Here is a 26529-nt window from a genome sequence, read left to right on the forward strand (position 1 = left end):
TTGCCCGCCGCGTCGATCCGCGCCGACATCCCGGCCTCGCGCATCCATGCCGCCAGCCGGTCCAGCGTCGCGCCATGGCCCGCGCCCAGATAGGGCCGGAACAGCAGCCCCAGCTCGTCCGAATAGGGCGCCGCGCCCAGTTCGTCGCACCGCGCCACCGCGCGCGCCCCCGATGGCGACGTCACCATGCCGCCACCGCCTCATGTTCAGGACGATCCGAAGAACATCTCACGACGACATCGACTCCTCAGACGGCGATGCGGGATTCTTGTATACAAGATAATTTTTGTATACAAGATGACACGGAAAACAACCGCAATCCGCGCGCCAGGCCGCGCGCCAAGGGCGGCGGGTCAATCGGCCGATCCCTGGAGGGCCGCCTTCAGATGGTTCAGCCGGCTGGACACGCTGCGATAGTTCAAGGCCTTCTCGACATGCCGCAGGTGGACGTCCATCAGGCGCGCGGCCTCGGTCGTATCCCCTGTCTCCAGCGCGTCGATGATCCCGCCATGCTCGCCACAGGATTCGTGCGCGTCGTGCGAGGACTGATACAGGGCCGCGATCAGCACCGTCCGCGTCGTGAGGTCCTGCAACAGGGACGCCAGAACCGGGTTGCCCAGCGTTTCCGCAAGGCAGACGTGGAAATGGCCCAGGAGATAGCTGCGCTCCGCCCGGTCGCCACCGGCGATGGCCTTCTGCTCGGCACGCACATGCTCGCGCAATGCCCGGATCATTCCGGCGTCCGCCCTGCCGATGGTGACCAGCATGCCGACTTCCAGCGCGCGCCGGGCGTCGATCGTGTGGCGCGCCTCCTCGACCGACGGCTCCACCACGAACCAGCCGCGACGCGCGGACACTTCCACGATCCCGCGCGCCTGAAGACGCATCATCGCCTCCCGCACCAGGGTACGAGACACCCCGAATATCTCGGCCAGTTCCTTTTCGCCCAGGCGTTCCCCCGGCGCGATACGCCCCGAGAGCGCCGCATGGATGATGCGGTCCTCGATCAGGTGAGGATTCTTGTGTGCATCGTTGGCATCGGGGTCTCGCATACAAGGAATATGAGCAAGCGCGCCGCGTTCCGCAATGACCATCACATCCGGCGGCAAACGTCTCTTTGGCCGATGGTGGGCTATTTTTTGTTCGTTTGCACAACATGGTGCCCACAACTTAGGCCACCCTGTCAGGAATCCGGTCCGGATGGGGTGCTGCGACCTCCATTTAGTCCATATTTATCAATATATTATGATGTCGTTATAAATTTTTTGTAATTTTATCGGAAGACTGCACTTTTCAAGAGCGATTCGATCTATCTTGTCTTATATCTTGTATGCAACAAGACGACGAATATCGCGGCCGATTTGTAGACCATTCTGAACCATCACTCACCGGGACCGTGCCGGCCTGCCAGCATCGCCCGACAGGATACGGCGCTGCAAAGTCGTTCTTTGTGATATTACGCAATAGACAAGGTGAAACAGACATGTTCCGTCCACGGCGCCCCGGGCCTTCATTCCGGCAACAGGCTGTCATGACCAGTATTCTGGCAAGCGTTCTTTTGCCATTACCTGCCCTGGCGGACGCCGGAGGGACGTCGTTACAGTCCGCACAGGCCGGCGCGCCGTCACGCCCCGCGCACGCGGCACCCCACCCTGCCCGCTCGTCGGAAGGCGAAGCCGTCATGGTCTCGGCGCGGCGCGGCGCGACCGGCGCGGGCCAGCACAACGCCCATTCGGAAACGGTGATTACCCGCCAGGACCTGGTCAACCGCAACATTCGCACCATGACCGACATCCAGCGCGTCGCACCGAACCTCAGCATCCAGCCCTCCTTCGGCTCGGGCGCCCTGAACTTCACCCTGCGCGGCGTGGGCCTGATGGACTTCACGCAGAACAACACCCCCTCGACCATGCCCTATCTCGACGGCGTGGCCCTGCCCGTCTCGATCATGACGACCGGCATGATGTTCGACCTGGACGATATCTCCATCGCCCCCGGACCGTCCGGCTATACGCATGGCCAGGCGACGACGGGCGGCGAAATCGACTTCCACACCGCCGACCCGACGCCCCAGTTCCATGCCGGCCTGACCGAGGACATCGCCAGCTACGGCCGCAACCGCGTCGAAGGCTATGTCTCGGGGCCGCTGTCGAAATCCGTCTCGTTCCGTATTGCCGGCCAGTCCATGACCGGCGGCGGGTACCAGCATAATGCGGCCGGCCAGGGCTTCGGCAACGCCGACCTGGGCGCCTTGCGCGCCAAGCTGAAATGGGACATCGACAACACGTCCAACCTCGTCATCGGCGGCCACTGGACAACCGACCAGTCCGAATATGCCTCGGGCCACAATCTCTACAATTCGTATCATGTACCGGTGACGCAGGACCTCTACCAGACCGAATGGGGCCTCGACCCGCGGTTTGCGAAAATTCTCGGCATTGATGGCAGCAACACCAAGCCGCGCGAGGACAATCTGTTCTGGGGCGCCAACGTACGGTACACGAAGAATTTCGACTGGGGGCGGCTGTCGACGATCAGCGCCTACGAAATGGCCGACGAGCACGAACTGACGAACCAGACGGACTCGGTCGCGGCCTATGGCAACATGTTCCGCAACAACCAGACGAACGTGTTCTCGCAGGAAGTGAAGCTGGAATCCATCGACCCCAACGCACGCTTCCATTGGGAAGCCGGCATGTATTACAGCCGTTCGCGCATGGCGCAGAATTTCTGGTACGATTCCTCCGATCGTCCCGGCACGACCCCGCTGAACGAGACGCGCTACCGCCAGAACCAGCAGGATTTCAACCAGTACGTGCAGCTTTCCTACCGGATCCTGCCCAAGCTACGCATCATCGGCGCGATCGAACATGAATCCGACGACCGCCAGATGCTGAACGTCACCAGCGCGAACTACAATCTGAACACCGGCGCCGTCATCGGCACGCCGACGAATTTCGGCAACAGCGGCGCGCTGACCAACCAGTTCGGCGGCCGTGTCGGCGCGCAGTACCAGTTCACGCACAACATCATGGGCTATGTGATGTTCAGCCGCGGCTTCAAGCCGGGCGGGTTCTCGGCCAACATCACCCAGCAGGCCGTGCAGCTTCGTCCGTTCAAGCCGGAACAGATCCTCACCTACGAGGGCGGCTTCAAGACCATGCTGTTCGACCGCCGTCTGCGCTTCAATGCCGCGGGGTTCTACTACGATTATCGCGACCAGCAGATTCTGGGCACGATCCTGGTCCCCCCCTTCGGCGTTCTGGGCGGTTATGTGAACGCCCCGCGCTCCTATATCTACGGTGCGGAATTCGACGCCGAGGCCCATCCGTTCCGCGGCATGGTCCTGACGCAGAATTTCGGCTACCAGAACGGCGTCTACTCGCAGTTCCAGAGCCTCAACCGCTCGGCGACGACGGCGAATTTCGCGGCGACCGGCAACTGGCAGGCGATCAACACGAATTATAACGGCGTGAACATGGGCCTTGCCAACCTGACGCTGTCGGGGGCGGCGGCCTACACGTGGAACGTCTTCCGCGACTACCGGATGACCTTCGACGTGGATTACTCCTATCGCGGCCGCCAGACCCAGCCCCAATATATCGGCCAGACGGGCATCTATCGTTCGCCGGCCTATTTCCTGGTCAACTCCTTCCTGACCTTCGCGGCGCCCCGGCAGCACTGGTCCGTCACCGTCTATGGCCAGAACCTGGCCGACCGCCGCTACTGGCTTTCGTCCGGGACGCAGGCCACATTCTACGGCGTGATCCCCGGCCTGCCGCGCTTCGTCGGCGCGCGCATGAACTTCACCTATTGATCGCGGACGGGTCGGGGGCGGAAGCCCTCGACCATGACACCCCTGCAAGGAGCCCCGGATGAGTGAGTCGACCGTTTCCATGGTGCATGTCGGCAGGCCGAACCGCCCCGGCATGTTCCTGCAAGTCGTCATCGCCAGTCTCCTGGGCGTCGCGCTGGGGCTTTTCGCGCCGGATCTGGCCGTGGAAACGCGCTGGACCACCGACCTCTTTCTGCGCCTGATCGTCATGGCGGTCGGGCCGCTGCTGTTCTGCATCGTCGTGATGGGGATCGTCGGCGCCGGGTCGCTGCGTACCGTCGGCCGGCTCGGCGCCAAGGCGCTGCTTTATTTCGAGGCGATGACCACGCTGGTGCTCGTCCTCTCGGTGGTCATCGCGCTGGTCGTCAGGCCGGGCAGCGGCATCGTGTTCGTGGCGGCGCCCGACGATGCGCGCATGATCTCGTCATACGCCCACGACGCCCATCTGCTGCATCAGGGGGGGGTCATGTCCTTCCTTCTGTCGCTCATTCCCCGCTCGCCGGCTGACGCCTTTGCCCAGGGCAATGTGTTGCAGATCCTGTTCTTCGCGATCCTGTTCGGCTGCTGCATGAGCCAGATCGGCGAGGCCGGCGCGCCGATCGTCCGGCTGGTCGACGCCTTGTCCACGCTGTTCTCGCGCATGATGCGATTCATCATCGCGCTGGCGCCGCTCGGCGTCTTCGGCGCCATGGCCACGACCACGGCGCGCTACGGCCTGAACGCGATCGGGCATCTGGCTGCCTTCGTCGCCCTGTATTTCCTGGTGATCGCCCTGTTCATGATCGGCGGCCTGGGGGCGTGCCTGCGTCTGTCCGGCGTCAGCCCCCTGGGGTTCCTGCGCTACTTCCGCGAGGAACTGGCGATCACGTTCGCGACCACCGCCTCCGACTCCGTGCTGCCCAGCGTCATGGCCAAGCTGGAGCATATGGGGGTGGACCGCCAGGTGGTGGGGCTGGTGGTGCCGGCGGGCTATTCCTTCAACCTGGACGCCCTGTCGATCTATCTCGGCCTGGCCGTCATCTTCCTTGCCCAGGCCACAGGCACGCATCTGAGCGTCTGGCAGATCTTCATCATGCTGGCGACCGCCCTGGTGACCTCGAAGGGCGCGCATGGCGTGCCGGGCATCGCCATCGTCGTGCTCGCGGCCACGCTCGCCGCCATTCCCTCGATCCCGGCGGCCAGCCTCGTGATGCTGCTGGCGGTGGACTGGTTCGTCGGCATCGCGCGCGCGGTCGGCAACCTGGCGGGGAATTGCGTGGCGCCGGTGGTGATCGGCGCATGGGAAGGGCGGCTGGACCGGAAGCGGGCGGCGGACGTGCTGGGTGGGTCATGACAGGGATGTTTTTGGTCGATGCCGACACCCTGGCGGCGCGCGTGACGGCGGCGTTGCGGGCGGCTGGCGCCTCGGCCGAGTCCACCGCCGCCACGACCGAGGCGCTGATGCATGCCTCGCGGACCGGGATCGACAGCCATGGGGTCAGGCTGGCCGCGCATTACGCCACGATGCTGCGGCATGGCCGGCTGAACCCTGATCCCGCCCTGACCGTCCGGCGCACGGCGGCGGCCACCGCCGTCCTGGATGCCGATGACGGGCTGGGCCATTACGCGTGCGACCGGGCCATGGACCTGGCCATCGACATGGCGTCGGAGGCGGGACTGGGCGCGGTCGGCATCCTCCGCTCGTCGCATTGCGGGGCGGCGGGCGCCTATGCCCTGAAGGCCGCCGAGGCCGGGATGATCGGCATCGTGACAAGCAATTCCGACGCCAACGTGGCGCCCTTCGCGGGGGCCGTTCCGTTCCACGGCACCAACCCCATCGCCATGGCGGCCCCCGTCGTCGGGCAGCAGCCCTGGCTGCTGGACCTCGCGACCTCGTCGATTCCCTTCAACCGCGTCCGGCTCTACCGGTCATTGGACCGCCCGCTGCCCGCCGGGGTGGCGGCGGACGCGCAGGGCCGCGCGACGACGGACGCGCACGCCGCGGAGATGCTGCTGCCGCTGGGCGGCCTGGACTACGGATTCAAGGGGGCGGGCCTTGCCGGGTTGGTGACCATCCTCTCGGCCGTCCTGACCGGGGCGACGACCGACCCGCACATGATCCCCATGACCGAAACGGACGACCGCGGCACGGCGCGCAATGTGGGGCAGTTCTGCCTGGCCATCGACCCGGCGCGCTTCGTGGGCAAGCCCGCCTACGATGCGGCGATGGCCGGTTATCTGGGCCGGCTCCGCCAGGTCCCGCCCACGCCCGGCGGCGGCCCCGTCATGGCCCCAGGCGACCGCGAATGGGAGACAGCCCGGCGCCGGGCCGGGGACGGGATTCCGATCGACCCCGACACGCGCCGTTTCCTCGGACTTTAATGCCAACTTTCCGCAAGACTGACGCATGAGATGTCCCCGCCAAGGGCGTTGCCCTTTGGAAACCCATTCGTTATCAAATGATTGGGGTGCAGGGCCCCAGGCCCTGTCGGGTCCAGGGCAGAGCCCTGGTTAGACGTCAATCTCAAGACAGGTTGGTATAACCCGCGTCAATCCTCCGCACACACCTTGTCCCGCCCGGTGTTCTTGGCCTGATAAAGCGCGGCGTCCGCCCGTTGCAGGAGCACCGCCGCCGTCGTCTCGCCGGGGCGCGGGGTGACGAGCCCGGCGCTGAATGTCACCGGCAGGGCAAGCGCCCCACCCCAATCCGCTTTCGCATGGAAGGCGGCGCGCAGGCGCCGGCAGGTCTCCTCGCCTTCCGGCAGCGACGTTGCGGGCATCAGGATCGCGAATTCCTCGCCCCCGATGCGCGCCACGGTGTCGGACGCGCGCACGCCCTCGCGCAGGACCGCCCCGACCTCGCGCAGCACCTGGTCGCCCGCGGCGTGGGAATGACGATCGTTGATCGCCTTGAAATGATCGACGTCGATCAGCGCCAGACAGAAGCCCGGGCCCCCGGCCGCCGTCGCGTCCACGGCAAGGGCAAGGGCAAGCGCGAGCCGTTCATCGAAGGCCCGGCGATTGAGCAGACTGGTCAGGGAATCTTCCCTGGCCTGCCGTGTCGCGACATCCGCCTGCTGGCGCAGGCGTTCGAGCAGAAGGGTCTTGTCATGATCGGCGGCCTGCAGTTGCTCGGCCGTCCGCCTGAGCTCGCGCGTGCGCTCCCCGATAATGCGCGAGAGGCGCCGGGACTGGCGGCGATAATAATGGGCGATGCCGAGGTAGATCGCGACCAGCATCAGGCCGGCCACCGCGGCCGCGCCGATCCAGACGTCCCGGCGCTGCCACCAGCGGGGATCCACGACCAGCGGCAAGGCGACATCGCGCGTGGACCACGCGCCCCCCGGATGCGCGGCGGATACGCGCAATGTGTATCGGCCGGGCGGCAGGCCCACGAGATGGATGTTGCGCGTGTTTCCCTGGAGGCTCCATCCGGCGCTCAGCCCGTCGAGTTTCGTCCGGTAGACGATCCGGTCGGGAAACAGGTAGCTCAGGGCGACATATCGGACCGACAGGCCATGGCCCGCCGGGACGTGGATGGCCGAGCCGTCGAAAGGCTGGCGGATCTCGGCCCCGTCGCGTTCGATCGAACTGACCGCGACGGGCGGCGGCGGCGGCCGCGTGACGAAGGCATCGAACTGCGCGGGATCGACATGCGCGACCCCGATTGCGGTGGCGATCCAGATGGTGCCGTCACGGCGCATGATCGCCGAAGGCGACGCGCTTCCGTTCGCCTGGCTGCTGAGGAGGCCGTCGGCTTCGTCGAAATGCAGCACGGACAGGCGTTGCGACCGCCCGTCCGCCACGGCCTCAAGCTCGGACAGCGCCACGCGCAGCACGCCGCGATTGCTCGTCAGCCAGACATGGTCCTGCCGGTCGGGGATCATGGCGAAGATCGAATCGACGGGCAGGCCCTGCTCGCGCGCGACCTGCGTGATCGTCCCGTCGCGATCCCGGTAGATGCCCCGGTCGCTGGCCATCCAGATATCCCGGCCGATGGGCGTGAAGCCGAAGATGGTGTGCGCCCCTTGCGCGGAGCCGAAGCGGATGGCCTGGATGTGCGATCCGTGCCGCCGGCGCACGCCGTCGAGCGTGCCGATCCACAGGTCGTCGCCACGCGCCATCAGCGTGGTGATGAGGCCGTGCGGTGCATCGGGGCCGTCGAGCGGATGCAGAACGCCATCCTCGACGCGGAAGACGCCGTGCTGCGTGCCGATCCAGACCTGGCCGTCCTCCCCGGCGCTGAGCGCCCGGATATTGCCGGCCGGCAACCCGTTCGCCGTGCCGAAGTGGCGGAAGGACCCGTCGGGCAGGCGTTCGTATAGCCCGTCCGAGTAGGTGCCGATCCAGAGCGTGCCGCCCGTGTCCTCCACAAGGCTGAGAACAGCGGGCTGGCGATCGTGCTCGGTGGAGAGGGGAACGGGAACGACGGCGCCATCGCGCTCCACCCGCGACAGGCCGGCATCCGTTCCCACCCACAGCCGGCTGTCGCGGTCTTCCAGTGTGACCCGCGTGAAATCGTCGGGGAGGCCGTCCCGGCGGCTCAGCGTGGTGAACAGGGCCTCGCGCAGGCGGTACAGCCCCCCGTTGGAACCGATCCAGATGCTGCCCTCGGTATCCTCCATGAGGCAGAGAATGCGGCCGGAGGCGGGCGCCATGTAGTCGGGCAGGCGCTCGATGCCCGAGGCGGTGAGCCGGATCAGCCCATGGTCCTCGGTGCCGGCCCACAGCGCGCCATGGCGGTCCTGCACCAGCGCGGTGATCCGGCCGATGCCGTGCAGGTCGTACTGCAGGGCCGCGCCTGCCTCTCCGATACGGTAGATACGGCTGCCCGCGACGATCCAGAACGTCCCGTCCGGTCCCCGGTAGGGCCACGCCAGCCCGTGCGGCAATTGCCAGGCGGCCGGGGCGGTGTGGACCTGGCCATGGGCGTCCTGGACGACGATACCGTCATATGTCCCGAGCCAGAGCGCGCCGGTGCTGTCGAGCACCATCTGGCGATACAGGTTCAGAAGCGGCGATTTCGGGGGCGGCGCCACGTAATGGAAGGCGCCATCGGCGGTCATGGTGCCCAGGCCGTTGCCCTCGTAGAGCAGCCACAGTCGCCCGGTCGGGTCGATCCGCAGCGACTGGACGATGATGGAGGGGGCGTTCGCGGGGTGCGGCCACAGGCGCCAGCTTCCGTCGGCGGCGCGTCGGCCGATGTTGCCGCGTGAATCGCTGAACCACAGGGTGCCCGCCTGGTCCGCGACGATCGTGCCGATCCCGTTATCAAGCAGGGCCGGGCGGCTGCCACGGTCATGGACGGTGAATTCCATCCCGTCGTAGGACACGAGCCCTTCCCAGGTGGCGAACCAGAGCCGGCCATCCGGTGTCTGGGCAATGTCGCGGATCGAATTCTGCGGCAGGCCGTCACGGGTGGACCAATGGTCGATGACGTAATTGGCCAGCGGCGGCGGCGGCGAACCTGCCTGCGCGCCCGGCACGCAGGCGACCAGGCCGCAGAGGGTGACGACCGCCAGGCGAAGGAGCAGGGCCGGGCGACAGCCTCGGACCTTCCCGGCGCAGGCGGGTCGATCGCTTGCTTCGACGACGGACCGGGTCAGATGCTCTTTCCTTCGAACATTCCCATTTCCCGTGATAATGTTGAACAAGTTCACCCTCGACCACCCCGGGATTGCCGGAGACCCGTTGCTCCAATTACGCGGCCCTGGGGAGTTGGTCCAGCATGGCAGTCGTTCTGCCTGGCTTCGAGCCGGGCGTCGGGGGCGGCCTCAACCGGTCATCGCAACCCTGCGAATGACGAATCCAGTTCATTTCCGGGTAGGATCTGCATGTACACAAGGCGGTCAGGGGCGTTATCCACAGGGATGAGGGCCTGTATAGCCATGGTGGCGGCCCTTGCCGCAACCGGGGCCGCGCGTTCCTCCGCCGTGACGCCGGCGGCCTTCACCAATCTTGTACTGCATGGGGACGTGCCGCGGGGACAGGCCCTGGCGGATGCCATGTGTTCCGATTGCCACGTCTTCGAGCGGGATGGCGTGGCGACGATCGGCCCGAGCCTCTATGGCCTGATGGGCACCCATGTCGCCATGGTGCCCGACTACAATTTCTCGCCTGCCCTGCTTGCCCGAAAGCGGGACGTCTGGTCGATCGAAACCCTTTCGGCGTGGCTGAAAAACCCGGCCGCCTTCGCCCCCGGCACCCGCATGGGGTTCGACGGCGTGGACTCCGATCGCGATCGGGCGGATATCATCGCCTATCTCCGCAGCCTGTCCCCCGGCCCAGAAAGTGCTCCCGCCTCCGCTACGCCCGCGCGGTAGCGCGCCCGCTCGCCCGCCGGGTCAGGAAACGAATGGCGCCATGCGGCGCAACGTACCGTCCCGGCGGACGTAATGGCGCCACAACGCAACGACGGCATGCCCGAACGCCAGCACCATGATCGTCCAGGCGCCGTAGGAATGGAGCGTGGCCACGATATGGTGGCCGGCTTTGTCCAGGCGGCACACCGCACAGGACAGATAGGCCCCCAGCACATAAAGCGGCCTGTTGCCGCTCCACCGCCATTCGAAACCCAGGGCGGCTTCCATCAGCAGAAGCCCATACAGCACCGCATGCATCCCGCCCGCCAGAGTGGCGCGCGCCCTCGTCCCCTGCGGCGCCCCGCGCATGCGCCAGCGCCAGCGCCAGAACAGCCGGAACAGCAGCAACGCCGTAAAGATGACCCCGATGGTAGTATGGATGTTTCGTGCGGCGGCCTTGGCGGGCGCGTCGTAATACGCCCACGTGATCCCCATCGAAAACTGCACCAGGACAATCCCCGCCGTCGCCCAATGGAGCAACCGCGTTACGGAATCATGGCACGTATCGCCGGCCCGCAGGCCGAAATCGTCAGGGTCGGTCATCATTTATTTCGCTTTCGAGGCAGCAGGGTCGTAGCCGTCCGTCAGGGTCTCCAGAAACGCCACGAGGTCGGTCACCTCCTGCTCGTTCAGGATGGGCCTGGCATTCGGGCCCTGTCCGGCGAAGGGCATGTCTTCGCGGTCCACCTGCGTACGCAGGTCCGGCGGAAGGCCGTCATAGGGCAACGGGGCGGCATCACGGTGGTACCAGCGTTCCGGCGTGATGTCCCGGGTCACGTAGAACTCCACGACATCGCGCAGCGATCGCAGCGATCCGTTATGAAAAAACACTTTCCGCGTCGCCACATTACGTAATGTCGGCGCCATGAACAGGCCGCAATAGTGTCGGTTCGTCAGGTCCGTACGGGCGGGGCCGCACAGTCCCATGTCATATGACCCCGCAGCCGGGTAGGTCACTGACCGATTCGCCGGAACGCCGATATCCTTGAAGAAAAAATCGGTAAATTGGGCGACGGACGTCGATCCATCCTTCCCCGGCCCCTCTCCGGCGGTGTGGCACGACGCGCAATTGGCCCGGTCCGCGTCGTTGAACAGCGCCATGCCGCGTGCCTCCTGCGGCGTCAGGGCCGCCAGGCCACGCGTATAATAATCATATTTGCTGCTATAGGGATGGAAGGCCGGATCTTCATGCTGATAGGCGGCCAGCGCCGTGCCCATGGCGCGAAACGCCCTGTCGACGGACGACAGGACATCGTCGCCAAAAATGGCGCGGAAGGCGCGGACGTATTCGCCCCGTCGCATGATCCGCGCCACGGCCGCCCCCTTGTCGGGATTTGCCATCTCGAACGATGTAATCAGCGGCGCAACCGATTGGGCCGCGATGCTCGGCATCCGTCCGTCCCAGTCGTGGCCGCCGCCGGGGCCGCTGTTCGATCCGTCCGGATTTTCCAGTTGGGTTGAAAATTCCGGCGCCTCGTCCTTGTAGGTCAGGGTGGGCACCGCCCGGATGCCGGGTCGATCCAGCCGCGCGCCGCCGCGTTGTACGGCCTTGTCGTTCGCCGGCGCGAAATGGTTGGACGGGTCGTGGCAGCTGGCGCAGGACTGCCGCCCCGACGCGGACAGGCCGGGATCGTAGAACAGCGCCTTGCCCAGCCGGGCGGCCGGCGACAGCGCCGGAACCGCCCGCCCGGCGGCGGGCGCGGCCAGGGCGGCCGCCAGCATCAGGCCCCCGGCCATGGCCTGCATGAAACGGCCCATGCCGGCTGCCCCGCCCCGGACCTCAGTTGACGACCGAGGCATCCTTGATGGCGAACATCCGGACCATCGGCACGACCGGGGTCTGGACGAAGGAACCGTCGGCCGGTTGCACGGCCTTGCCGTCGGCGGCATGGCCGATATGCGTCTTGATGCCGTACGCATCTTCCAGCGTGCGGAGCAACGAATAATGGTTGTAGGGGGTATCGTCCTGCACGCCGGTGACGCCATGGTTGGTCATCACCAGCGTGGGAATACGGCCGCCGCCCTGGTTGGCCACGCCCTTGTGCGGCGCCCCCGGGGCCACCGGATGATATCCGCAGCATCCCTGCACGCCCGCGCCGCCGCTGTCGTCCTCGTCATACGTCACGACGATGGCGACATTTTTCCGCGACTTCCACAGGCCCGATGCCTGAACGTGATCCACCAATGTCTGGACGTAATCGTCACCGGTCGTCAGCAACGGCGACGGGCCATAGCCATGGCTCCTGCATTGCGGATGCGCCTTCATCGGGCCGGACGGCCCATGGTCGTCATGGCACTGGTCCGGCACGACATAGGCGAAGCGCGGCAGGGTTCCGTCGGCCAGTTCGTCGAAGAACGCCTGTTCGGTCCGGTTATGGGCATGGAAATCCGGCGCCGCGCGGATATCGTCGAAATTGACCGACGGGTTGTGCTTCGACGCATAGAGGCCGCGCACATCCGCGCTTTCATCGGTCGGCAACGGATAGACAGGCGTTTCCGGCATGCTTTCCCCGGTTGTGGGATCGACAGGCATGCTCTGGTTGAACATCGACCAGGAAATACCAGCCTTGTTCAGTTGCGCGAAGAAATTCGGAACCGTGAAATGATGCGCGACATAGGCCTTGGTCTTCTTGATGCCGTTGCAGGGGCGGCCCATGTCACCGGCATTGGCCTTGCCCGCCACGATCGCCTGGTCGCGGGGCCACATGCCGCCGTCGGCCTGGCAGTACCACGCATCGTCGTCCAGAACGCCTTCCTGGTCGCCGGCCATCATGGCGATATAGTTCGGCTCGCTGGGGTGGGTGATGCCGTAGTAATTGGTGGCGGAATTGTATTTGGCGGCCAGCGCCGTCATGTGGGGCGAAGTTGCGGGGTTCGCGCCGATGATTTCGCCGTACTGACGGTTTTCCATCTCGATGACGATGATGTTGTCATAATGCGGCACGCCTTCCAGGCCGGCCGCCGCATGGGCGGTGCGATGGGCCGCATGGGCGCAGCCCAGCCCCAGGGTGGATGCCGAAAGCAGAAGCGCCCCAGCCCGGGCAAATGTCGATCGGATTGTCATGACCAGTCTGTTTCCTGTATGCGACGGACCGCGATGAACCCCGCCCGGGCGCGGTCCTGCGCCGCATGATAGACGCCCCCGGCGGCCCCTGATAAGGGATGGAATTTGTCGGTTCCGTGAAGATTTCAAGAAATTATTGCCCGTCTTTCAGAATTTCGCATCCACGCCGAACATGTAGGCCGATCCGAAATCCTGAAGTTCCACCATGCGCGTGGCGCTGCTGCCCTGGGTTGCGTTCTGCATCGTGTGCGTGAAGTTTCGTGCCTGGAAATAGGCGGTGACGTTCCTGGTCACGGCGTATCGCGCCCCGATGTCGAAATTCAGATAGGGCTGGACCCAACTGTCCAGCGTCGGGTCGGTTCCCAGACCGGTCATCGTCAGCCCGGTATAATTGCCGTCAAACTGGATGCTGACCGGCCCGCGATTGTAGAACGCCTCGAAATTGTAGATGTGCGAGGCCGTATTGGGCAGTGTCTCGACGGCCCCCATGCGTCCGCGCCCGCGCGTCTGGACGAACGTCATGTTGCCGCCGATGCCGAACCCTTTCCAGAAGCCGGGCAGGAACGTGAACTGCTGGCGATAATTCAGTTCGAACCCGCGCGCGAAGGCGTAGGGGATGTTGGTGAAGGTGGTAATCGTCGTGACCCCGGCGGGCATGCCGGGATAGTTTGCCACGTAGTCGGTGAAGTTCACGACATAGTTCTTGAATTCCTTGTCGAAGGCCCCGGCCGAGATGATGCCCCCCTTCGGCAGGTAATATTCCATGTCCACATCGAAATTCGTCCCGGTGGTGGGCTTCAGGCCGGGATTGCCGACCGTGATCGTATTGCTGGTGTAGTTCAGGGTTCGGGTGGCCGTCACGGCATTGAGGCCGGGGCGGCCGATGGCGGTGGAATAATTGGCCCGCGCGATCAGGTTATCGGTAATGTTGTAGCGCAGTTGAACGGTCGGAAAGAAATTGGCGTATTCCTGTCCCACTGCGCGGGGGGTCAGGATCTGCTGTCCGCCGATCGTCGCGGTCTGCGTCCCGCGATAAGTCGCATCCGTTTTCTCGTACCGAAAGCCGATCATGGCGCCCAGGCGACGCCAGGTGGCGTTATATTGCAGATACAGATTGTAGACGTTTTCATCGTCGACGATGTGCGACTGCTGGGTGGTGATCGCGTCCTTGGCGGTATTCTGCGTGATCGGATAGGTCCGGTTGTCGATCAACTGCCGGATATGCTGTGTGCCCACCGGGTTACCGATGTCATACATGCCGTCGAAGAAGCGGTAGCTATTGTTCCCCGCCCAGTCGCCGGCATTTGCCGCCGGCAGGTTTCCATACGTCATCTGCGGGTCGTCATGCACGATATGCGCCATGCGCGCGCCGCCACCGAAGCTCAGGAAACCCTTGACCTCGGGGATGAAGTTCAGCGGCGTCTTCGCGCCGATGTGGCCCGTCCATTCGCTGTCCATGTCGTTCTGCCGTCCGTTCGACAAGGATGACAGCGTATAGGGCTTGTAGTTGGTGAGATTGACGCCGTTTGTGGTCACGGCCGTCGGCCGCAACGGATTCGTGACGTTGTCGTAGCGCACGGACTGCAGGGTCGGATTGGTGAAGGTGGCGTTGTAGGCATAGGGCGCATAGACGAAATTGCTGGCCCAGGCGCCGTAATAATCCAGCGTCAACGGGCCGGCGTCGCTCAGCCCTCCGAATTTGTACAGACGCTCCTCATTGCGGGTCCAGCCATCCAGCACGGCCTGCTGGACCGACGTCGCCGTGTTCGTGAACACGCCGGGGTGCGCGGGGTCCATGACATACCCCTTGGATCCGAAATTATAGGTCAACTGGTTGCGTACCGACGGCGCATCCAGGACCGTATCGAACACCTTCAGATAGACCTTGTTGTGACGGTCGATATCCCAGCCCAACGTCCCGCCGTAACCGTAGCGCACCTTGTGCCCTGCATACATAAGCTGCGATGCCGTGGTCACCGTATTCGCGGGCAGGCCCGCCTTGTTCGCGAATTTCTGCTGCAGGTCGCCCATGTTCAGCCAGTCGGTCAACGCGCTGGCGAAGAAGGTGACGCTGAACGGCTTTTCGGCCGAGGAATGTCTGGAAAACGGATTGCTGTCCAGGCCGAAGCGCATGCCGCCCGTCAGCGTGCCCTGGAAGATCTGCGTCATGCTCGGGTCACGGTACCCACCGGCGGCGATGACCTCCAGGAAGGGCTTTTCGTCCACGCCGATGTCACGCGACACCACATTCAACTGTCCGCCCAGCGCCGTTGCGTCCTGTTGCGGCTGGTTGGTCTTGATGAGTTCCAGCCCGCCCGCCAACGTGGCCGGCATGGCGTCCAGCGGCACCGCGCGTCCCGATCCGTTGATCGAGCCGGCCGGCAGCAGGACGCCTTCGTACGTGACGCCATTCAGGTTGGGGTCCAGCCCGCGGATCTGGATCGAGCGCGCCTCGCCGCTCTTATTGATGACGGACGCACCGGGCATGCGTCGCGCGGCGTCGCCCAGGACGAAATCGGGAATTTTCTTGATTTCCTCCTGAGACACCACCGTCATGATGTTCGGCGCGTTTTTCTGCACCAGGCGCGTCTGTTCGATCGTCCCGATCGGGCTTTCACGTTTCATGCCGAAAACCTCGACATTTTCCGGCGCCGTGGAATGATGCGGCTGCATGCCATGCGCCTTCGGAGCCGGCGCGGCCGCGACCTCCGCATTGCCTGCGTGTTCGACCTTTTGCAGGGGCCGCTTCTTCTGGTCGTGGCGTGATTTGTGATGGGCGTGCCGAGGCTGGGGATCCTGCGCGTATGCGTCGATCGCCATGGAAACGGGAAACAGGGCGGTCGCCAGGCAGAGCATCGCTCGGGCGTGCGTCGTCGTCCGCAAGCGCGTACGCATCGGAAGATATCTCCAGAAAGGTCGATGGTCGGGATGGGGGATGATGATCGTTCCGGCGCGCGGGCGCCGGGGGCATGCCGGGCGTGTGTCGCACGCCCGGCATGCGGGCGCGGTCAGGGCGCCTTCGCCGGAGCAGGCTCCTGCGCCACGGTATAGATATCGAGCGCGGCGGGCGCGCCCGGCGTCCTGGCGCGTGCGATATACAGCTGCTTCAGGCCGCCGACATAGGCCGACACCTTGCCGGTCCTGGTGTCGATACGCTGGATTTCGGAAAAATGGTCCGCATCGTCGCGGTGAAAGACACTCAGCCCTTCCGCCCCGCTGACATACAGGCGCTTGTTCTTGTCGTCATAGATCGCGCCGTCGGCGGTATCCACGCTGTCGGCGGTCGACAGCAGGGCGCCGTTGGTCGCATCCACCACGAACAGCTTGCCCGGCTTGCGGCCGACGGAGAACAGGCGCTGGGTCTTCGAATCATAGGCCAGCGGCGTATTCATGTTCAGGCCGGGAATGTTCCACACTGTCTTCAGGCGACCGGCCCGCAGATCCACGACGGCGATCTGCCGGGTGTCGCGCAGATTGGCGAACAGCAGCTTGCGGTCATGATCGACGACCATGCTTTCGACATTGTTCGACGGAATGGCGATCCGCGCGATTTCCTTGTGCGCCGCCACGTCGATGACACTGATGGACGAATTGTCCGAATTGTCGTGCTTGCCGCCGTTGCCCACGTAGAACAGGCCGGCCTTCTTGTCGAACACCGCCTCGTCCGGGCCTTTACGCAACGGGATCCTGCCGACGATTTTCAGCGACGGGACGTCCACCACCAGAACGGCGCCCAGCTTGTCATCGGCCACGAAAAGCTGATGCTGGGCCGCGACATAGGCCGGCGTATGCGGAAAGCCGAACCCGCCGGCCGACGCCAGGTGCGTTCCGTCGCTGAGGCGGAACATTTCCACCGAGGCATGTTTCTCGGCCATAATCAGCAGCAGATTGTCTTTCTTGTCGACCGCGAAATGGTCGAATCCGCCTTCGGTGATGTCGGGAAGCGGCGTGCTGTGCAGGAATTGCACGGGACCGGTGGCGGTATTCAACTCCACCGCCTTCAGCGGGGTAACACTCAGGGCACTCATGGCCACGGTGGTACACAGAAGAAACGAAGCAAATTTTCCAGACATGACGATCCTGCCTTCAGCATGTTTCTGTTGCGCGAACATCTCGGAGACCGCAGTCCGGGGCGGTGCCCGATGACGTCGGCCTACGAAATGAATGAAAGTATAGTAATCAAACTTTACGGTTTTTAGCGTGAATGTTGGGGTGATAAATTGAGATTGATTTGTGAAAACATTGGGAGTTTTTTATATTGGAAGGGCGTCGATTCTTCCCGGACGCTCTTTCCGTGTCGTCGTGACCGGATCCGGGCGAGGTTACAGCCCCACCGGAACGGACACCGAAAGGAAGAACCCGCGTCCCGCCTGGGTGTTGAACAGCGGCGTCTTGTCCGTCGCATAGCCGAAGAACAGATTGACCTTCTTGCTGTCGAGCAGGTTGGTGACGTTGGCCCGCACCTTGACCGGCGGCATCCAGCGGTTGACCTGATGGAGGGTATAGGCGAACGACAGATCCAGTTGGCTGAACGGGTCCAATCCCTGCTGCTGATTCGTGTCGCCGAACCGGCTGCCCACCCATTTTTCGACCAGCGAGGCATAGACCCCGTCACGTTCGTAGATGATGCCGCCGGCGGCGGTGGCGTCAGGCGCGTTGGCGACGCGCATCCCGGTCGATTTCACTTTCGCCTGGTTCAGGCTGCCATTGGCGAACAAGGTGAAACCCTGGCCCAGATAGACCGAGCCCTCGGCCTCGGCGCCGTAATAGTTCACGCCGCCCTGGTTGAAATACATCGTGTTCTGGCCGATCGCACGGCTGCCCACCATGTTGCTGAAATCGATGTAGTAGACGTCGCCCGACAGCGTGAAGCGGTGGCTCTGCCACGCGGTGCCGAGCTGGTAGTTCATGGTGTTTTCCGGGCTGACCTTGTTCAGCGACGGATCGCCGACATAGAAATAGGCCAGGTCGGGCGCCAGGAAGCCGCGGGCCACCTGCAGGTAGGCCGACCAGTTCTTCGCCGCCATATAGTGGATGTTGATCGACGGCATCGGCGCCGCGTAGCTCTGGCTGTAATTCAGCGGCGTGCCCGTCTTCTGGTTGACCGGGGCCTGGATCGCACGGTTGAGGATATTGTACTTGAAGCCGGGCGAAACGGTCAGGCGCGGCGTGACATGGAAGGCGAGCTGGACATAGGGCTGCATGCTCAGGTTCTGATCGTGCATGAAGCGGTCAAGGGCAATCGGCTGGCCATTGGCCTTCAGGCCGGGCGGGTTCAATGCACCGCCCTGCGTCCAGTCGACCTCGTATTGCTGGCGCCCGTTGCTCTGGTGCTCGATCCACAGTCCGACCTGCACCTTCGCCAGGCCGAAGTCCCGATGCACGCCGAACATGTCGCCCCAGGCGCGATAATCGTTATGCATCCGCTGGCCCGGCACATCGTTGCCCTGCGGGCTGTAATAGGTTGCGCTGTATTTCAGCGTGTTCGCCAGGTCGCCGTTCACGTCGGCGCCGTTGTCGCCATGATGCACGTAGGCGTAGGTATAGACCTTGTTGTCCAGCTCCCACCGATTGCCCAGGTCGGAATGAAGGCCGATATATTCGATATCCGTCTGAAGGTGATCGACGTTGAAATCCTGGTAGTTCTGGCTGTGCGGGTTGTTGGACAAGCCGTGATTGGGCCCGAATTCCGCAATCTGCTTCAGGGATGAACCCGGCGGCACGTTCTGCACGACACGGTTGTGCATCGCCAGGAAGGTCAGGGTCGTGGACGCGCCGACCGGCTGGACCCATTTCCCCATGAAATTGGCGCGATGCTGGTTGGAATAGGTCAGGTAGCCGTCGCTGTCCAACGCCTCGGCATCGAAGAAGAAGGCCCCGCCATTCAGCGCCTTCAGCCGGCCGCTGTCGAATTCGCCGCCATAATTGTTGGTGTTCCACGACCCCATGCTGCCGTATCCCTCGGCCGTCATGTGATCCAGCGGATTCTTCGTGGTGACGCCGATCGTGCCGCCGAAGGTCGCATAGCCGATCGTCGAGGCGTCGCCCGGCCCGCGATCCACGTTCATGTCGCCCAGATCATGGGCCATGAAGTAATTCGTCGAATGGTGCGTGAAATTGTTGGTGTCGGCGAACGGGATGCCGTCCAGCGTCACATTGTACTGCCCGTCCTGGAACCCGCGCAGCGACAGGCCCTGGCTTTCCGACAGGCCCGGCCCGTTCGAGGAAATCGACATGACACTGGGGGAGATCGCGGCGATCGTGTCGTAATTGCCGCTGGGCGGGGTGTTGTTCTGGATATAATGCTGGCTGATGACCGATGTCGGCTGGAACGCCGTCAGCGGCGCCTTGGTCGGGGCCTGGAAGATCGCGGAATTGGTCTGCTGATGACCGATCGACGTGATCTGTTCACCCAAGTCCTGGCCCGCCGCCTTCTTCGCCGCGGGTGTCGCAGGCGGGGCCGCCGCGAAGGCGGATTGCCCGGCGAACAGCAGGCCGGCGCAGACCAGCGACGTCGATGCCAGCGCGCGCGCCATGTATCCGGCCGGGCTGGGAAACGATACCCGACGATGAACACTGATGTTGGTCATGCAACCCTCGATATTTCTCGCCGTCCGCGGCGGAGCGGACCGTAGCGATCGCAACATTCGAGGGGGGTTCTATCACGAGTCCTCGGGCATATAAGTGAAGTTGACGTTCCACTTATGTTACGGAAATATGATTATATGCCCTTCGTCTTGAAGATAATCCGCGCACACGGGGGCGAATGTCCCCATTCGCCACGTCCGCGCGCCCTGCTGCGGGGATACCGGCAAAAATGTAGCATAACCGACACATGACTATCCCGGACGGGGCCAGGTCAGTCGCGCAGGCGGTCCAGCCGCAGGCGCCCGCGCGCATCCGTCAGGCGCGCCGCCGTCAGCCCGGCGGACAGGGTGGCGCCGATCATGTTGCCGCTGACGATCAGGCTCATGAGCACGATCTGGTATTTGGAGGCGTCCAGAGGGTTCATCCCGGCCAGGATCTGCCCGGTCATGATCCCGGGCAGCGTGATGACGCCGGCCGCCGCCATCTGGTTCAGGGTCGGGATCAGGGCGGTGCGGATGGCCTGGCGGATCAGGCCGTTCATGGCCTCGGCCCGGGTGGCGCCCAGGATGATCCGCGCCTCGATGGCCGTGCGTTCGCGCGCGACGGCCGACAGCAGCGTGTTCATCGACAGGCTGGTCGCGTTCATGACGTTGCCCAGCAGCAGCCCGGTCATCGGGATGGCGATGCGCGCCTGGTACCAGGGATGTGGCTGCAACGCCGTCAGCAGCCCGACCAGCACGACGATCACCGTGCCGAAAATCGTGGCGAAGCCCCCGATCCCGAAATGCCATGACGGGGCCAGGCGCACCTGCTGGCGGGACCCGACCTCGTACGAGGCCGCCGCGAACATGAAGGCCAGGACCAGCAGCGTCAGCCACACCGACGATCTGCCGAACACGAACAGCAGGACGCTGCCGGTCAGCACCAGCTGGGCGGCCATCCGCACCGCCGCGATCGCCAGCGTGCGATGGATATCCAGCGACAGCACGACGGACAGCAGCGCGCAGACGCCGATCAGGCCACCGGCCAGCAGCAGGTCGGACGTCGTCAGCAGGATCGGGTTCATGCCGCGTCCTCGGTGAAATGACCGGACATCATGTGGCGGCGGCGGTCCGCCATGCGGTCGGCCTGCGCCTGATCGTGCGAAACCAGGACGATCGCCACCCCCCTTGCCTTCAGGTGGCGCAGCAGGGCTTCGACCTTCAGGGTGGTCGCCGTGTCCAGCGCGGAACAGGGCTCGTCCAGCAACAGCACGCGCGGATCGGGCAGCAACGCGCGGACCAGCGCCAGGCGCTGCCGCTCGCCGGTCGACAGGCGATGCACCGGGGTCCGCAACACGCCCTCGCGCAGGCCGACCTGCGCCAGCAGCGCATGGGTCGCGGCGTCGTCGGGCAGATGGTCCAGCACGATGTCCGACCACCAGCCCGGTTCGGCGGGCAGGTACAGCACCTGCCGCCGCCACTGATGTGCCGGCATGTCGGCGCAGGCGACGCCATCCAGCGCGACGACACCCTGATGCGGGTCGAGGTCGGCGATCATCCGCAGCAGGACCGACTTGCCGGTGCCCGACATGCCGGTGACGACCAGGCATTCCCCCGGCGGCACGTCGACATCGAACGGCCCGGCATGCGGGTTTCGCAGCCCCCGCACCGACAGGCCGGCGGGGGACAGGGGACGGGAAAGGGCTCGATCCGACACGCGGCTGTAACCACCTGAATCCATGCTGGGGAATTGTGTCACCGGCACATCAGGAGACCGGCTGGGCGACGTCGGAAGCAGGATAGACGAAAAGATGCCGCCCATCGAATGCCAGGAACGACTGCTCCGGCGGGGATGCATCCTCGAGGCTGTAGACCGACCAGTCGAGGTGCGGAAGATGCCATAATGTCCGCCATCGCCCGGCCTCGAACGTCACGTCCATCCGGCGCGCGGCATGACCGTCGCTGGCCTGGGTGACGCCCTCGGGACGCAGATAGGCCGTCGCCGGACCTTCCCGCCCCACGCCCATGGGCGTGACGGGCTGGAAGCGCTCGCCGTGGACGATGCCCCACTGGGCGTCGCGACGCGACAGATGGACGGGAAACGCCCCCTCGGCCCCGGTCATGCGGGCGACACGGGGCGACAGGGGGCGGCTGTACAAACCATCGGGGGCGGCATCCTGGACGATGCGGCCGCCATCCAGCACCAGCACCCGGTCCGCCAGGCGCCAGACATCGACCGGATCATGCGTGACGAACAGGGCCGAACAGCCCGATCCGCGCACCAGCCGGCGGATCTGGTCGCGCATGCGGGCCCGGACCTCGACATCCAGGCCCGACAGGGGTTCGTCCAGCAGCAGCAGGTCCGGGCGCGCCGCCATCGCGCGCGCCAGCCCGATCCGTTGCTGCTGCCCGCCCGACAATTGCGCGGGATAGCGCGCTTCCAGCCCCTCCATCGCCACGTCGCGCAGCAGGGCGCGGGCACGCTCCGGCCGGTCGCGCCCCCGGCCGGGCATCGCCGCCATGATGTTTTCAAGGCAGGTCAGATGCGGCCACAGGGCATAATCCTGGAAGACCATGCCCAGGCCCCGCCGTTCCGGCGGGACGAATCGTCCCGTCGCACGGCACTCGACCCGATCGCCGCGCAGGGCGATGGTGCCGGTATCCGGCCGCTCCAGTCCGGCGATGGTGCGGACCAGGGTCGTCTTGCCCGATCCCGATCCGCCCATCAGCAACACGAACTGGCCGCGCGGCACCTCCAGCGTGATGTCATGCAGGACGCGGTTGCGGCCGTGGGACTTTCCGACCCCGGCCATGGACAGGAGGGACCCGTCGGGGGGCGTGGCTTGATCGGGATATGTCATCTCTCCGCAGTCCTCGCGATAGGGTGTTCGCAGGCCCCGTCCGGGTCCAGAAAACGCGGAACCAGCAACCGGGGCACCAGGACGGTCGCGGTCCCGACCACGGCCAGGCACGCCGCCATCGCGACCAGCGCCAGCCGGGCCTCGGCCCCGTAATGCAGGCTGTCATCCAAAGACAGCAGCCGCACGCCCAGCGGCGCGGCGCCGGCGGGGTACAGGATCTGGGACAAGGGCAGTTCGAAGAACAGCGTGACGAACACCATGCCCCATGCCCAGACCAGCGCGCGCAGCAGCAGCGGCGCATAGATCCCCTCCACCCGGCCGAGGGGCGACATGCCATGCACGCGCGCGGCCTCGCCCAGGCTGCGATGCAGGCGGGCGAACGGGGTGTCCAGAAACCGGATGGCGATCGGAAGATGGCTGGCGGCGTAGGCCATGATGAGCAGCGTCGCCGTCCCGTACAGCGGCAGCACCGCCCCGTTGAAGCCGATCACATACGCCGCCCCCAGGATCACGCCCGGCACGGCCATGTTGCCCACGGTCAGCCAGACCAGCAGCCGCGACATCAGCCGGCCCGACCCGTCCGGTCGCAGGCGCCCGCCCAGCACCACCGCCGCCAGCAGGACGGCCAGGACCGACGCCACGAAGGCATAGCGCAGCGACAGCCCGATGCTGCGCCAATCCTCGGCGTCCATGGCCGGAACCGCGTGACCGGCCCCCTCGCCTGTCATGCCCTGCGCCAGCAGCGCCAGCGCGGGCACTGCGAAACCCGCCAGCATGATCCCACCCGTCAGCAGCCACGCCATCGCCCGCATCCCCCATCCGCAGGGACGCGGCGCATAGCGGCGCTGGCGGCCGCTGACGGTCGCGACCGACCGCCGGCCGAGCACGGCCTGCACGCCCAGCGCCGACACCGCCAGCAGCACCAGGTCCCAACTGAGGGCCGCGGCATGCGTGAAATCGACCGGCACGGTCGAAAGATCCTGATAGATGGCATAGATGACCAGCGGCATGTGCGCCTGCGCGCCCAGGGTGGCGGCAATGCCGAAATCCTGCGACGCGGCGACGAGCTGGACCATGAAGATGGTTCCCGCCACCGGCATCAGCAGGCGCAGCGTCAACCACAGCCGCCGCGCGGCCGAAGGCACGTGGACATGGAAGGCGGCGTCCATGTCCGCCCCCAGCGTGCTCCAGCCGGCGCGGGCGGTCATCGCGGAAAAGGCCAGCCCCTTGACGGTCAGCAGGAAGACGATCCCGGCCTCGCCATAGAACAGGCGATCCGCGATCCCGGCACGCAGGATCGGCGCCGCCATCAGGATCTGCCAGCCCATGGTCAGCAGATAGCTGGGCATCAGGAACACGACCCACAGCGTCAGGCCCAGAAGCCGATTGCCCGCCCAGCGCCGCCGTTCCAGCAGGAAGCCCGCGGCCAGCCCCGGCGGAACCACCAGCAGCCCGGCCTCGGCGCTGAGCCGCACGGTGTTCCAGACGGCCTGCCAGGACACGCCGGGCGCGGGCTGGGACGCGCCCAGCGCCGTCAGCGGCGCCCATCCGGGGACCAGCGGCAGCAGCAGGAAGCGGACAAGCGGATAGACGAAGCACAGGACAAGCACGATAACGATCGCGCCCATCGACACCCCCACCATGGAGATGCGGGTCGCGCCGGCAGGATGGGGGGCCCTGTTCATCGGACGATCGTCCGTTCGAACCAGGTCGTGACCTCGGCCTGGCGCAGGCCCCATGTCGTGGGGTCGGGATGGATCAGGCGCAGGGTCGCGATGTCGGGAAGGTCCGGCTGGGCCGGGGCGGTCGTCACGGGCCAGAACAGATGGTCATGCGACGACTGGTGCATCCGGATCGCCTGGATGTCGGGGCGCATGACGAAACGCAGGAACCCGGTCGCCACGCGCCGCCGGTCGGCGGGACGATCCGCGGCGACGGCCGCCACCGCCGGCAGGATGATGGCCGGGCGGGGAATGCGGACGGCATAACGCGAATCCTGCCGCGACAGGGTGATGGCGGCGGAGCTCTGCACCAGCCCGACATCAATCCGGCCCGCGCGCAACGCCAGCAGGACCGACGGATTTGACGGCGCGACCAGCAGGCCCGCGGCCCCCATGCGCCGCAGCACGGCCTGCCCCGCCGGCCAGCCGCCGCCTTGTTCCATCATCCCCGCCAGCAGCGGATAGGCCGGTCCCGACAAGGCGGGGTTGGGCATGCCGACCCGTACGGCCGATAGGTCGCTCGGGCCGGGGGACGACGCCGGCCCGCGTCCGGTCCGGGACAGGAACACGCCGGCCAGGGTGAAGCTGGTGACGACATAGGCCCCATCGGCCGGCAGCAGGCCCCGCCCGACCGGCGTCCAGTCCAGGTCGGGGGTCAGGCCGCGCGCCAGCAGGCCGGACCGGTCCAGCGCCGCCGCCCCGCCATCGCCTTCGAACCAGAGCACATCCCAGCGCGGATGATGGGCCTCGGCCGACACGCGCGCCAGCAACCCGCCGGTGGACATGACGACGACCGTGGCGGGAATGCCCGTTTCGCGCGTAAAGGCCGACGCGACCGCCGGCGACGCCCCGACCGAACTGTAGATGACCAGTCCGGGCCGGCGCGCCCCCGACAGACCCGTCAGGCACCACAGGACCAGCATTCCCAGCACCGCTGCCGCCACGCGCATGCGTATCATGCGATTCCTCTGACCTGCCCCTTGGAAACGGGTCCACCGATCCGGCCCCGACCTTTCGATCGGACCACCGAACTGTAGCCAACACAACGCGGGGGTTATATGTCTGTCGCAGACACTACAGGATGAAGGTTTCATGAAGTTGCCCCACGCCGGGCGCGTGTCGCGGCGCGTCTGCTACATCGGGGCTGGCGACATGATGAATGCAAAGGTGAACACGACATGGAACGGGATCTGATCGCCGAAAGCCTGCACCCCGATTCCGGCCTGTCCCAGACGGCGCAGCGGGTGGCGCGTTTCATCCACGCCAACCGCGCCCTGGCGCTGGCCAGTTCGGCCGCAGACCTGGCGCAGAGATTGGGCACATCGGACGCCACGGTGATCCGGTCGGTTCAGGCCATGGGTTTCGACAGCCTGTCCGACCTGCGCCGTACCCTGATCGCCAGCCTCAGCCAGGTGACGACGCCCGCATCCGCCCTGTGCCGCACGATGGAGGAAGTCGGCCCCGACCTGGATGACGCGGTATCCGCCATCCTGCGGACCAATGCCGATGCCATTCATGCGCTGCAGACCTCGACCACCCGCGCCCAGGTCGCCGCCGCCGTCCGGCACCTGCATCCCTGCACGCGGATCGCGATTTTCGGCATCGGTCCGTCCGGCGGACTGGCCGATTATGTCTGCCGCGTCCTGAACCGCAACGGCAGGACCAGCTTCGTGATCGGCACGACGGGGCGCGCCTTTGCCGACGACCTGGTCCAGTTGCGCCCGGGCGACGGCGTCGCCGTCATGGCGTACGGCACCCTGTATCGCGAGATCGCGGTCCTGTTCCAGGAGGCGACGAGACTATCCTTGCCGATCGTGCTGATTACCGACCGGATCAGCGAAGACGACGTGCCCCCCGCCACCGTCATCGTGTCGGCCATGCGTGGCAAGGAAGCACATGTCGCCCTGCACGCGGCCACCGTCGCGGTCATGGAGGCCATCGCCTTCGCCCTGTCGATCGGCCATCGCGACGGGACGATCGAGGCGCTTGACCGCCTCAATCAGTTCCGACGCGACCTGGAACGTTTCTGAACGCGGCGGCGGCACGTCAGCTCGTCCGGACCGCCGCCGCCAATCCGGCGATATCGAGCGCGATCACCCCGAGCCTGCCTTCCCTCGCCGCGTCACAGGGCCGGTCGA

At 65.6% G+C, this 26529-nt stretch carries 18 protein-coding genes and 1 pseudogene; 5 read left to right on the top strand and 14 right to left on the bottom strand.

Annotated features, from left to right (window positions below):
- Positions 1-188: pseudogene (locus HLH21_RS14975) on the bottom strand (Zn-dependent hydrolase); the annotation flags it as partial.
- Between the two features lie 165 nt (positions 189-353).
- Positions 354-1052: a GntR family transcriptional regulator gene (locus tag HLH21_RS14980; RefSeq protein WP_182944564.1), complete on the bottom strand. Its 699-nt coding sequence runs from the start codon at positions 1050-1052 to the stop codon at positions 354-356.
- Positions 1053-1531: 479 nt separating this feature from the next.
- Between HLH21_RS14980 and HLH21_RS14985 the strand changes: the two genes are divergently transcribed.
- The 3 genes from HLH21_RS14985 to HLH21_RS14995 are packed head-to-tail and all read left to right on the top strand — an operon-like array spanning position 1532 to position 6196.
- Complete coding sequence (locus tag HLH21_RS14985) at positions 1532-3817, top strand: TonB-dependent receptor (RefSeq protein ID WP_182944565.1); 2286 nt, start codon at positions 1532-1534, stop codon at positions 3815-3817.
- A gap of 58 nt (positions 3818-3875) precedes the next feature.
- On the top strand, positions 3876-5168 hold the full coding sequence (locus HLH21_RS14990) for a cation:dicarboxylate symporter family transporter (protein ID WP_246379836.1): 1293 nt from the start codon (positions 3876-3878) through the stop codon (positions 5166-5168).
- Positions 5165-6196, top strand: coding sequence for an Ldh family oxidoreductase (locus HLH21_RS14995; RefSeq protein WP_182944566.1), 1032 nt, complete (start codon positions 5165-5167; stop codon positions 6194-6196). Before HLH21_RS14990 ends, HLH21_RS14995 begins: the two co-directional genes overlap by 4 nt.
- A gap of 167 nt (positions 6197-6363) precedes the next feature.
- Here HLH21_RS14995 and HLH21_RS17250 read toward each other — a convergent pair whose 3' ends face one another.
- A complete protein-coding gene (locus HLH21_RS17250; RefSeq protein ID WP_182944567.1) occupies positions 6364-9300 on the bottom strand; it encodes a two-component regulator propeller domain-containing protein in 2937 nt (978 codons plus the stop codon).
- A 402-nt stretch (positions 9301-9702) separates the two neighbouring features.
- Between HLH21_RS17250 and HLH21_RS15005 the strand changes: the two genes are divergently transcribed.
- Entirely contained in the window at positions 9703-10137 is a 435-nt protein-coding gene (locus tag HLH21_RS15005; protein WP_182944568.1) for a c-type cytochrome, read from the top strand.
- 21 nt (positions 10138-10158) lie between these two features.
- Here HLH21_RS15005 and HLH21_RS15010 read toward each other — a convergent pair whose 3' ends face one another.
- The 11 genes from HLH21_RS15010 to HLH21_RS15060 all read right to left on the bottom strand — a co-directional run bounded on the left by HLH21_RS15010 (position 10159) and on the right by HLH21_RS15060 (position 25350).
- Positions 10159-10722, bottom strand: coding sequence for a cytochrome b (locus HLH21_RS15010; RefSeq protein WP_182944569.1), 564 nt, complete (start codon positions 10720-10722; stop codon positions 10159-10161).
- The gene (locus HLH21_RS15015) at positions 10723-11934 is read right to left on the bottom strand and encodes a cytochrome-c peroxidase (protein ID WP_182944570.1); all 1212 of its coding nucleotides are present in this window, start codon (positions 11932-11934) and stop codon (positions 10723-10725) included. It abuts the gene before it with no gap.
- 22 nt (positions 11935-11956) lie between these two features.
- A complete protein-coding gene (locus HLH21_RS15020) occupies positions 11957-13240 on the bottom strand; it encodes an alkaline phosphatase family protein (RefSeq protein ID WP_182944571.1) in 1284 nt (427 codons plus the stop codon).
- Between the two features lie 147 nt (positions 13241-13387).
- Entirely contained in the window at positions 13388-16135 is a 2748-nt protein-coding gene (locus HLH21_RS15025; RefSeq protein WP_182944572.1) for a TonB-dependent receptor, read from the bottom strand.
- Positions 16136-16248: 113 nt separating this feature from the next.
- Positions 16249-17268, bottom strand: coding sequence for a YncE family protein (locus HLH21_RS15030; protein WP_182944573.1), 1020 nt, complete (start codon positions 17266-17268; stop codon positions 16249-16251).
- 294 nt (positions 17269-17562) lie between these two features.
- Positions 17563-19830 (bottom strand): TonB-dependent receptor, encoded by a 2268-nt coding sequence (locus HLH21_RS15035; RefSeq protein WP_182944574.1) that lies wholly within the window; start codon positions 19828-19830, stop codon positions 17563-17565.
- Positions 19831-20099: 269 nt separating this feature from the next.
- Positions 20100-20894, bottom strand: coding sequence for an ABC transporter permease (locus HLH21_RS15040; protein WP_182944575.1), 795 nt, complete (start codon positions 20892-20894; stop codon positions 20100-20102).
- Positions 20891-21526: an ABC transporter ATP-binding protein gene (locus HLH21_RS15045; protein WP_264811647.1), complete on the bottom strand. Its 636-nt coding sequence runs from the start codon at positions 21524-21526 to the stop codon at positions 20891-20893. The genes HLH21_RS15040 and HLH21_RS15045 overlap by 4 nt, the downstream gene beginning before the upstream one ends.
- Before the next feature lie 49 nt (positions 21527-21575).
- Positions 21576-22670, bottom strand: coding sequence for an ABC transporter ATP-binding protein (locus tag HLH21_RS15050; RefSeq protein WP_182944577.1), 1095 nt, complete (start codon positions 22668-22670; stop codon positions 21576-21578).
- The gene (locus HLH21_RS15055) at positions 22667-24355 is read right to left on the bottom strand and encodes an ABC transporter permease (protein ID WP_182944578.1); all 1689 of its coding nucleotides are present in this window, start codon (positions 24353-24355) and stop codon (positions 22667-22669) included. The genes HLH21_RS15050 and HLH21_RS15055 overlap by 4 nt, the downstream gene beginning before the upstream one ends.
- Positions 24352-25350 (bottom strand): ABC transporter substrate-binding protein, encoded by a 999-nt coding sequence (locus HLH21_RS15060; RefSeq protein ID WP_182944579.1) that lies wholly within the window; start codon positions 25348-25350, stop codon positions 24352-24354. Before HLH21_RS15060 ends, HLH21_RS15055 begins: the two co-directional genes overlap by 4 nt.
- Before the next feature lie 219 nt (positions 25351-25569).
- Here HLH21_RS15060 and HLH21_RS15065 point away from each other — a divergent pair, with 219 nt between their 5' ends.
- Complete coding sequence (locus HLH21_RS15065; protein WP_182944580.1) at positions 25570-26421, top strand: MurR/RpiR family transcriptional regulator; 852 nt, start codon at positions 25570-25572, stop codon at positions 26419-26421.
- Positions 26422-26529 lie beyond the last annotated feature (108 nt).

Origin of the sequence: Gluconacetobacter johannae (genome assembly GCF_014174305.1) — a bacterium.
In the GTDB taxonomy this organism is placed as follows: Bacteria; Pseudomonadota; Alphaproteobacteria; order Acetobacterales; family Acetobacteraceae; genus Gluconacetobacter; species Gluconacetobacter johannae.